The organism is Arthrobacter sp. SO3 (assembly GCF_020532825.1).
Classification (GTDB): Bacteria; Actinomycetota; Actinomycetes; order Actinomycetales; family Micrococcaceae; genus Arthrobacter.
In genome coordinates this window covers 1-9,325 of sequence record NZ_MQTS01000170.1, presented here as the reverse complement: position 1 = coordinate 9,325, position 9,325 = coordinate 1, and the positions used below count along the sequence as shown (strand labels likewise).

General features: G+C 63.1%; 10 protein-coding genes. 3 read left to right on the top strand and 7 right to left on the bottom strand.

Annotation, left to right across the window (positions count from 1 at the left end; all coding sequences use genetic code 11):
- Positions 1-334: 334 nt before the first annotated feature.
- The 7 genes from BJQ90_RS16100 to BJQ90_RS16070 all read right to left on the bottom strand — a co-directional run bounded on the left by BJQ90_RS16100 (position 335) and on the right by BJQ90_RS16070 (position 6,440).
- The gene (locus tag BJQ90_RS16100) at positions 335-1,951 is read right to left on the bottom strand and encodes a 4-hydroxyphenylacetate 3-hydroxylase family protein (protein WP_226761235.1); all 1,617 of its coding nucleotides are present in this window, start codon (positions 1,949-1,951) and stop codon (positions 335-337) included.
- A 69-nt stretch (positions 1,952-2,020) separates the two neighbouring features.
- The gene (locus BJQ90_RS16095; RefSeq protein WP_226761234.1) at positions 2,021-2,605 is read right to left on the bottom strand and encodes a flavin reductase family protein; all 585 of its coding nucleotides are present in this window, start codon (positions 2,603-2,605) and stop codon (positions 2,021-2,023) included.
- Between the two features lie 138 nt (positions 2,606-2,743).
- Positions 2,744-3,592 (bottom strand): catechol 1,2-dioxygenase, encoded by an 849-nt coding sequence (catA, locus tag BJQ90_RS16090; RefSeq protein WP_226761233.1) that lies wholly within the window; start codon positions 3,590-3,592, stop codon positions 2,744-2,746.
- 197 nt (positions 3,593-3,789) lie between these two features.
- Positions 3,790-4,068, bottom strand: coding sequence for a muconolactone Delta-isomerase (gene catC, locus BJQ90_RS16085; RefSeq protein WP_226761232.1), 279 nt, complete (start codon positions 4,066-4,068; stop codon positions 3,790-3,792).
- Between the two features lie 52 nt (positions 4,069-4,120).
- Positions 4,121-5,221: a mandelate racemase/muconate lactonizing enzyme family protein gene (locus BJQ90_RS16080; protein WP_226761231.1), complete on the bottom strand. Its 1,101-nt coding sequence runs from the start codon at positions 5,219-5,221 to the stop codon at positions 4,121-4,123.
- On the bottom strand, positions 5,218-6,141 hold the full coding sequence (locus BJQ90_RS16075) for a LysR substrate-binding domain-containing protein (protein WP_226761230.1): 924 nt from the start codon (positions 6,139-6,141) through the stop codon (positions 5,218-5,220). The genes BJQ90_RS16080 and BJQ90_RS16075 overlap by 4 nt, the downstream gene beginning before the upstream one ends.
- 143 nt (positions 6,142-6,284) lie before the next feature.
- Entirely contained in the window at positions 6,285-6,440 is a 156-nt protein-coding gene (locus BJQ90_RS16070; RefSeq protein WP_226761229.1) for a hypothetical protein, read from the bottom strand.
- 80 nt (positions 6,441-6,520) lie between these two features.
- Between BJQ90_RS16070 and BJQ90_RS22930 the strand changes: the two genes are divergently transcribed.
- From BJQ90_RS22930 to BJQ90_RS16050, 3 genes are all read left to right on the top strand, one after another.
- On the top strand, positions 6,521-6,925 hold the full coding sequence (locus BJQ90_RS22930; protein WP_226761228.1) for a helix-turn-helix domain-containing protein: 405 nt from the start codon (positions 6,521-6,523) through the stop codon (positions 6,923-6,925).
- A gap of 424 nt (positions 6,926-7,349) precedes the next feature.
- Complete coding sequence (cynS, locus tag BJQ90_RS16055) at positions 7,350-7,802, top strand: cyanase (protein ID WP_226761227.1); 453 nt, start codon at positions 7,350-7,352, stop codon at positions 7,800-7,802.
- 206 nt (positions 7,803-8,008) lie between these two features.
- Entirely contained in the window at positions 8,009-8,158 is a 150-nt protein-coding gene (locus BJQ90_RS16050; RefSeq protein ID WP_226761226.1) for a hypothetical protein, read from the top strand.
- Positions 8,159-9,325 lie beyond the last annotated feature (1,167 nt).

The following is a 9,325-nucleotide window of genomic DNA, read 5'->3' as shown; positions in this document are numbered from 1 at the left end:
TGCACCCACGCGGGGCCGGATCCCCGGAATGGCGGGGGCCCGCGGGGGAACGGGAGAAATTTGCGGTGAACCGCGGGATTCCGAGTTCTGGCTGTGGCAGATGCCGAGGGAGCGGCTGGGGAGCTCACTGTGTTGCAGCATCCTGGAAGGCCGTACGCTCTGCTGACTCGTCCAGCCGGCCCACGCTGCGCGTGTTTGAACTTCCGCCCGAGGGGCTCAGCGCGGGCAGATCGAAGTCGGGATGCCGAGTGGTCGTCTGCGGCCAGCGATGCCTCTTTACCGGGTGAGCGGCCCTCCCTACGTGGACTGGCAGCGCCGCTCACCCGGAAATAAGTTAGCTGCGCTTGAGGAAAAGGCTGACGTCGTCGTTGCTGATCAGGTCCGGGACGGTCCAGCCGTCCAGGTCGTATTCGGCCAGGCACTGGTCCGCGAAGCCCTTCATATAGTCCGTGGTGCCCTGGGCCTGCGCGGCGAAGAGGATCTCGGCCTTCACGTTCTCGTGGTTGCCGGAGTAGTTCCGCTCGTAGAGTTCATGCCGGCCGCCAAACTCGGTGCCGATCGAGTCCCAGAGCAGCTTCATCAGCTTCACCCGGTCCACGGCCTCTACGCCGTCGGAGCCGCGGACGTACTTGTCCAGGTACGGCCGGATTTCCGGGGTCTTGAAGTCCAGGGCCGAGGAGTTCAGGTAGATCAGGCCCGATGCGACGTCCTGTTCGATGATTTCCTTGATCCGCGGGTACCCGATAGACATGAACATCCGGTAGGACAGGCCATAGTCCAGCTTGGGCAGAACGGTGCCGTTCGGGCCCGCATCCGGGTTCAGGGTCATCCCGTCGATGAGCGCGTAGAACATATTCCGCCATCCCAGGACCTCCCCCACCCGGGTCTGGACGCCGCGGAAGTCCTGCGTCCCGGCGACCTCCAGGGCCTTCATCAGCAGCCCAGCGATAAAGTCCAGCTTGGTGGCGAGGCGGATCACGCCCTGAAACGTGAAGCGGTTGATGAATCCGGTCTGCGGGAAGAAGTTGTTGATCTTCTCCACGTCCCCGTAGGCAAAGACGTTCTCCCACGGGATCAGGACCTTGTCGAAGACGAACACGGAGTCGTTCTCGTCCATCCGGCTCGAGAGCGGGTAGTCGAACGGGGTTCCCATCACCGCGGCCTGATGGGCGTAGGAGGCACGGCTGATCAGCTTCACCCCGGGCGCGTCCATCGGCACCGTGCAGATCAACGCGAACTCCTTGCGCTTGATCGGCAGCCCGTAGTGCGCGATGAAGTTGTAGTTGGTGATCGCCGACCCGGTCGCGACGACCTTCGCGCCGGAGACGATCAGTCCGGAGTCCGTTTCCTTCTCGACCTTCATGAACACATCCCCGACCTGGTCCGGGGGCAGGTGCCGGTCCACCGGAGGGTTGATGATCGCGTGGTTCCAGTACAGGACCTTCTCCTGGGACTCCTTGTACCAGCGCTTGGCGTTCTCCTGGAACGGCTCGTAGAAGTCCGGCATGCCGCCAAGGGTGCCCAGGAACGCCGCCTTGTAATCGGGCGAGCGGCCCAGCCAGCCGTAGCTCATCCGCGCCCAGGTCTCGATCGCGACGCGGTCCTTCTTCAGGTCCTCGACGCTGTGCGGGGTGCGGAAGAACGACATCGTCTTGCCGCCGGACCCGGTGTCGGTGGGCACCATCAGCTTGTCCTGCAGCTCGGGCTTGTGCATCGCGTCGTACAGCCGGGCGGCCATCCGGATCGAGTTCCGGAACGCCGGGTGGGTCGTGACGTCCTTGACACGCTCACCATAGATCCAGACCTCGCGGTCATCCTGCAGGGACTTGATGTACTCATCCCCGGTCATCGGCATCTTCGGATTCGCCGGCGTCGTTCTGTCACTCATCGACGGCGTGGACGACGCCGAGGTATCGGCGGCGGGAACTGACTGGTCAACAATTTCGGTCATGATCGTCCCTTTCAGGGGAGGGGTCTCTGAGCGGTGAGGAAGTTTCAGGCGTGCTTGGTTTGATGCCGGTTAGTGCGGCGTGGAGCCGTGGAGCGGCTTGAAGGAGCTGGAGCCGGCGAACCAGCCCGATTCGGGGGCGTCACCGGAGTGATCCCAAGGGGCCCCCTCAACGAGCCGGCCGATCTGGCGGAATTTGCCGCCGAAGAACAGGAGCGGTTCCCGCTTGGTGATTTCCATGCCGATGACCTCGCCGACGACGATGATGTGGTCGCCGCCGTCGTAGACGTTCCACGGCCGGCATTCGAGCGTGGCGGCATTCCGGGTCAGCACCGGGACATTGCCGTCCAGGGTCCATTCCGGCTCCTCGTCGAGGACCTTGCCAGCGAAGTGCAGGGCCACGTCCATCTGTTCGAGGGACAGGATGTTAATGGCGAAGGCGGCACCTTCGAGGTAGCGGGCGGCGCGCGAGGTCCGGGTCAGGGTGACCTGGGCGAGCGGCGGGTCGAGGGATACCGCGGTGAAGGCATTGACAGTGGCGCCGTGGGGGACGCCGTCGTCGGACCGGCAGGTCACCACCGTGACGCCGGTGGCAAACGTGCCGAAAGCGTGGCGCAGTTCGCGGGTGTCAATGGCCCCCATGACTTCCTGAGTCATCGACTTCTCCTTTCTGCTGGTGTTCACTGCCGTGTCGGCGGTCTAATTTTGGGCGAGCGGCCTGACGGCGGGTGCGGGTGGTGTACGGCTTGGGCCCGGGGTCGAAAGTGTTCCGGCCCCGGGCCCGGGACTGGAGCTTTAGTCCTGGGGGTCGAGAACGAACTTGTAGGTGACTTCGCGGCCCTTGCCGTCGGCGCGCTCTGTGGGGGCGAGGACGAGTTCGGGCTTCACGGCCGAGGCGATGTCGTCAGCTACGTGCTCGTCGCCTTCGAAGTAAAGCTGGGTGGTGACGAGCTGGTGCTCCGGCGCTGAAACCTTCAGGTGAAGGTGGGCGGGCCGCCAGGCGTGCCAGCCCGCAGCGCCGATGAGGGCACCGCAGGCGCCGTCGGTGGGGATCTGGTAAGGCGCCGGCTGCATGGTGTTGATCTGGAAGTTTCCCTGGGCGTCGGCACTGATGGAGCCGCGGAGGTTCCATTCCGGCAGCCCGGGGGCGAACTGGGAGTAGAAGCCAAGGTCATCGGCGTGCCAGAGTTCGATCAGCGCCCCGGCGAGCGGCTCGCCGGCGACGTTCGTGACCTGGCCCTGGAACAGCAGCGGGGTGCCGGGTTCGTCGTCGCGCATCGGCAGGGTGGCCGGGGTGTTGAGCGTGGGGGCGTCCGGGACGTAGTAGGGTCCCTCAATGGTGCCCTTGGAGCCGTGCCGGTTGGCGTTGGCGACCTCCTCAACTGAGTGTTCCACCCAGACGTCCAGGAACAGCGGCCATTCGCCGTCCTCGCCGACCTGGATGAGCCAGGCCTTGAAGGCGTTGTACTCGTCGTAGGTGACTTTCTCATCCAGGACGGTGTCGTTGATGGCCTTGATGACGCGGCCGGCCAGCGTGCTGACGCGTTCCTGGCTTGTGCCGGCGCCGATGTGCTTGTTCTCCCGAAAGCGGGCGGTGGCCCCCGCGCCCGAGGATGCGGCGGTGGCTTGGGTTTCCGTTGTCATGGTGACTCCCTTGTCAAAGAACGGTTGATCCGGAACCTTGGTCAGAAACGGTTCGAGGGTTCCGGCATGTCGTGCCTGATGCCGCTTAGTGCTGCGCATCACATCCGGTGTTGTTTCAACGGTAGGCCCCTCATTGAGCGAGGGGAAATACTTATTTCCCGCTCATTGAAAGCTTTTCGATATGAATTCAGCGCGTGCTATTCGACGGCGGACGGGTGCTTGGCCAGCGGCGTGACTTTGATGTCCATGTATGGGAAGAGCGGCAGTCCGGACAGCAGCGTGTGCAACGCGTCGTTGTCCGCGACGTCGAAGACCGAGTAGTTGGAGTACTCGCCCACGACCCGCCACAAATGCGGCCAGCGGCCGTCGTGCTGGAGCTCGTGGGAGTACTCCCGTTCCTCCGCCTTGATGGCGTCGGCGCGTTCTTTGGGCATGTCCAGCGGAATATGCACGTCCATGCGGACCATGTAGAGCATGTGGTTCTCCTTGCGGTGTGGGGTTTCTGAGGGCAGGTGCGGCCGGGGAGGTCTAGTCCTGACGGTACTTCTGCAGCTTGTCGGCATCGATGGCAGCACCGACGCCGGGGACCTCGCGGACCCGGATGGCACCGTCGTTGATTTCGAGCGGCTCCGCGAGCAGGTCGTCCGTCATGTCCAGGTAGTTGGAGAGCTCCCCGGCCCGCCGGGAGCTGGCCTCGAAGGCCGCGCCGAAGGTGACCGTGGCGAGGCTGCCGACCTGGGTGTCGATCTGGTTGCCCATCGTGACGTCCACGCCGAGGCCCTCGCAGAGGCCGAGGATCTGCTGGGCCTCGGTGAAACCGCTGCGCGCGGTCTTAATGCAGATCGCGTTGCTGCCGCCGGAGAGCAATTCCCGGGAGACATCGCCGAGGGTGGGGACGCTTTCGTCGCCCACGATGGGGATGCTGGAGCTCTGCACGAGCCGGCGCCGTCCCATCGCCTCGCCGGCATCGCACGGCTCCTCCAGCATGGACAGTCCCAGGCCTTCGGTCCGGCGGAGGACCTCCATGGCCTCGTTCGCCGTCCACCCGCGGTTGGCGTCGAGGTAAATTTCGGTGTCCGCACCGAGACCCTGCCGCAGCACATGGCAGGCCTCGACGTCCAGGGAGAGCGGCCGCCGGCCAACCTTGAGCTTGAATGTGTCGATGCCGTACGTTTCACGGAACCGCAGCGCTTCCTCGAGGAGCTCGGCGGCGGGCTTGAAGCCCAGCATGTGCGAGACCCGCATGCTGTCGGTGAAGCCCCCAAGCAGTTTGTGCACCGGGGTGCCCAGAGAAATCCCGATGACATCCCAGAGCGCAATATCCAGGGCCCCCTTGGCCGTGGGGTTGTTGACCGTGCGCCGGAGCAGCTGCTGGACTTTGGAGCGGTCCATCGGGTCCAGCCCGATGAGCTGCGGGGCAAACACCTTGGTCACCACCGACACGATCGAATCCTGGGTTTCGCCGTACGTGTAGGGCCGCGGAGGAGTGTCCGCCACCCCCCAGATACCGGTGTCCGTCTGGATCCGGACCAGCACATGTTCCGCGGCGCTCACCTCTCCGCTGGCGAACTTCAGCGGCCGCGCATACGGGATGGCATAGGGGATGGCCTCGATACGTTCGATCTTCACGGCGTCTGTCCTTTGGTGGCTGGCGACTTACCTGCGGGGGGCTGCTTAGCAGGGAGGGAATCGAAGAGACCGAGGAAGGCGCACAACAGCGGCGTTTCCTTGTCGCTGTTCCATGCCACTGCCAGGTCCACCGGCGGGGGGTTCCGGAGCGGCCGGAAGGCAACGCCCTGGAAGGAAAACATCCGCGATGTCATGGGAACGAGTGCTATGCCCATACCGGAGGCCACGAGCGAGAGCAGCGTGGAGGTCTCCTTTGCTTCCTGGACGACCCGGGGCTGGAATCCGGCCTTGCGGCAGGCGTCGATAAAGATGCTGCTGACCGCGGAATAGCTGGGATATCCGATGAAGCCCTCTTCGGACAGGGCGGCCAGCTCCAGCATTCCCTTCTCTGCCAGCGGCGAGTCCGCGGGTAAGGCCGCCACCAGCTGGTCCTGTTCCAGCAGCTTCAGGGCGATGGCCCCCGAATGGACAGGTGGGCGGAGGACGGCAGCATCGAGCCTGCCCTCCTCCAACGCAGCTTCCATCTGCGGCGTCAGCATTTCGCCCTGGACCGTGATGCGGAGCCCGGGCAGGGTGCGTCGCGCGGCCTGGACGATGATTGGCATTAGCCGGTATGTGGCGGTGCCGGTGAACCCTACGCGGAGCACTCCGGTGGCGCCTTCGCCAACCTGCCGCACGTCGGATTCAAGGACTTCCAGTTCCTGGAGCATCACCCGCCCCCGGTCCAGCAGGACCTGACCTGCCGGCGTCAGCTCTACTTTCCTGGTAGTCCGGACCAGCAGCGGGGTGCCCAACTGTTCCTCCAGCTGCCGGATCTGCTGGGACAGCGGCGGTTGCGCCATATGGAGCCTGGCGGCGGCCCTGCCAAAATGCCGTTCTTCTGCAACGGCTATGAAGTACTTGAGATGTCGCGTCTCCATTGATGCCCCTCAGTAGGTCTGCTGGCGCAATGCCATGCAGAAACAAGCCTAAGAGCGCATATTAGTAAAAAGAAATACCCATTTATCCACGACTAGGATGGCTTAGGTCCTAATTGGCCCCGGCAATCACCAGTGACACGTTGTCACCGCCTGCCCTTGATCCGCCTGTCGGCGGTCGCGGCTTTGAGTGCCAGTTCGGCGGTGCCGCGGTAGCCGGCTGCAATTCCTGAGTTGATCAGGGCCTCTTCGCGCTCCTCGGACGTCCACCGGACATCGACGCTATCTTGAGTCAGAGGCACCTGCGGCAATACCAGCCCAACTTTGGCAAACGCAACGAGCAGAAGGTCCCTCGCCGGCTTCCTCAGACAGTCAGACCCGAATGGAGGCCGGCAGGCGCGGGGCCATACAGTTAGCGTTCGGTAAACGGAACGGCAAACCGCCATTCAAGCTGGGATTCAACCAGCTCGCCGTCTTCGTCAGACAGTCAGTCGGTCCCCTGCTCAGCCACGACCATGAATATGGGCGAAACCTTGCGGCGACGCTCACGACTTATCTGGACCTGTCGCAACACCACGCCCGTACGTGTGCCGCCTTGCACATCCACACGAACACGCTTTACCAGCGACTTGAACGAATCACCGCGCCCATCGGCCCCGGATGGAAAGAACCTTCCCGCAGCCTCGACGTTCAACTCGCCTTACATCTGAACGGTTTAATGATTTCACTAAGCCAGGCAACCCCTGCAAGCAGACATAAGGCAGAAGACAATGGAAATCCCGGATGAGAGGCAGACGCCTGAAGGGAAGGATCGAGCGGTCTTGCCGTCGGCGAATTCTCAAGGCATTGCAAGCGGGATCGCCAGCTACGGGAATGTCAGTCGCGGTACAGCACTAACGCGTCGCTTTGGCCGCCCCCGCCGCAAAACGCGACGGCTGCCCCGCCACAGACCCTGGATTTCAGTTCCTGAACCGCGTGAGGTGTGACGTAAAATTCCGGTGCCTGATGCTCCGATGGGGTGCCCCGTGCCGGCCGCGGCGCCTTGTTTCAATAACTCATGCCGCCGAACGAAACGAGAGCCGTTCGCGCTCGATCACTTGAGCGCGGGCCCCGAGCGTCCGTCCCATTCGAACCGTCTTGACCACAGGCCTTCAGTTTGAGAGCCTTTGGGCCTTTACCGCTCAATTTAATGCGCTACGGGAGGAACAGCCATGGACCCGATTGTCAGTAAAAGGGATGCCGGTCAGATCGTGCGGGCAGCGCAATTCCGGTCGGGAGTGTCCTGGGCCGCGATCGCACAGGCGATAGGTAAGGATCCGGTCTGGGTCGTTGCCGCACTACTCGGCCAGCACCCGTTGACGGCGGCGGACGCAGAGATCGTCGGAGGGTTGCTGGCTTTGGATCCGAAGGTCCGGGAGGCTCTGCAAATGCAGCCCTACCGCGGTTCCTTCGATTCGCCGGTGCCATCGGACCCGACGATATACCGGCTCTATGAAGCGATCAACGTGTACGGGCCCGCGATCAAGGAGCTCATTCATGAAGAATTCGGCGATGGCATCATGAGCGCGATCAATTTCAAAGTCGACATCCAGCGCCGTGAGGACCCGGCAGGAGACCGGGTCGTCATCACTCTGGACGGCAAATTCCTGGACTACAACTGGTAGATTCTCTCCGGCCACCCGGATCGCCCCTCAAAGGCCGGGAGCTGCGGGGCAGACCTGGGCGGTACTTGACGATTGGCAGGGGCGGGCCGAACTGCTCCTCGGCCACCCGGGAGTGGTCGTTGTCGGCGACCAGTGTCGCGGGGTAGAAGTAGCCGACCCGGTTCTGGGTCTGTGACGCCCTCACCGGAGTCGCCCGGAATACGCCGATGGTCGTGGGCCCAGGCGAGAACAACGTTCTCGTCCCCCTGCAAACCAGGCCCAGTTCGACACCGTCACCCCGTCTGGGGCAGGCCGCCAAGAACTCCGGTCCCCGCACACTCACCGGCTGGAACCCGGACTACATCGAGAACGGCTGAACCGCGCTAAGTATGAATCCAAGAGCGTTGATCAATGCCACTGCGGCTATGCCATATCCAATGACAAGGGCAGCCATGGCGGGCCCACCGCCTCATTCCCCTCAGAGGGGTTTGATCGAGGGCAACGTGGCTAGCTCCGACCGGTAAAACAGCTAAGACAGCGACTCCGGATACTCAGCATTTGGATGCGGCGATGACGGGGAAAATGATGGCTGCGGCGGCGGACTGGTGGGAAGGCCATGGCAGCAGGTCCCACCAGTTCCTGAAATTCGTCCTCGAAGCCCGCCTACCGGCTGGCCAGGCTCAGCGAGCTCCTGATCTGCTCCGGATCAGTGGCCATGTCATGCCGTTCCCCCCGCATTCCTGCATGAACAGGTATCAGAGCGGAAAATCCGGACCTGCCGCAACCCTGGGTCGATCTAAAGAATAATCAGCAAATCATGTTGTACGCGGCCCTAGCCACCATGAAGTAGTGAACGTGAAAACCCAACGGAAGGACCAACGAGGATGAACACCCATAATGGACTCCGCAGGGCGGTACCCGGTCCGCCGTAGTCAGCCGCTCCCCCACACAACCAAATAGGCCGTTCCGGGACCCCACACAACCCGGAACATCAGATCAGAGGCGAGAGTGTGGACACTGTTCACACGAAAATAGCACCAAAAGGCCCCTGAACTGCGGAAACACTGTGCCCGAGGTGGGACTCGAACCGGGTTCCGGGCCTTGCGTTTCCGCCACTCCCCCGAAAACCTCTCCAATCCGGCCCAGTCCGGCACCAGTACGACCCGATCCGAAGCCCAAGGTGTGCACATTGTGCACACCCCCTTTACTGCCTTGCGGCAGCAGCACCGAAGCAGGTGAGGACACCTCCGCTGTCGCCCGGCTACCTGCATTTCCCGCTTCAAGACCTCGGGTCCGCAGAGACTGATTTCGCAGCCCGTAAACATCTTCGTCTGCTTCAAGAACCGTACTCACGGCCATCCACCTCCTCTCCCTCATCTCATGGCGGAACCGGCAGAAACCGACATGACACCCCACCTGCCGCCCCAGCATTGGCAGGGTGCGACACTTCTTTGTCGTGGGCTCAGGTTACGTCCCGCTGAGTGGTGGAGTTTTCTCGACACCGTGCAGGTCAGTTATTTGATTATGCTGCCGTGAGTTCAGGG

Bases quoted from the DNA above. Each gene is read 5' to 3' on its own strand.
- BJQ90_RS16075 (WP_226761230.1), bottom strand. From the start codon at position 6,141: ATGGAGACGCGACATCTCAAGTACTTCATAGCCGTTGCAGAAGAACGG.
- BJQ90_RS16095 (WP_226761234.1), bottom strand. From the start codon at position 2,605: ATGACTCAGGAAGTCATGGGGGCCATTGACACCCGCGAACTGCGCCAC.
- BJQ90_RS22930 (WP_226761228.1), top strand. From the start codon at position 6,521: ATGGAGGCCGGCAGGCGCGGGGCCATACAGTTAGCGTTCGGTAAACGG.
- catA (WP_226761233.1), bottom strand. From the start codon at position 3,592: ATGACAACGGAAACCCAAGCCACCGCCGCATCCTCGGGCGCGGGGGCC.
- catC (WP_226761232.1), bottom strand. From the start codon at position 4,068: ATGCTCTACATGGTCCGCATGGACGTGCATATTCCGCTGGACATGCCC.
- BJQ90_RS16100 (WP_226761235.1), bottom strand. From the start codon at position 1,951: ATGACCGAAATTGTTGACCAGTCAGTTCCCGCCGCCGATACCTCGGCG.
- cynS (WP_226761227.1), top strand. From the start codon at position 7,350: ATGGACCCGATTGTCAGTAAAAGGGATGCCGGTCAGATCGTGCGGGCA.
- BJQ90_RS16050 (WP_226761226.1), top strand. From the start codon at position 8,009: ATGGTCGTGGGCCCAGGCGAGAACAACGTTCTCGTCCCCCTGCAAACC.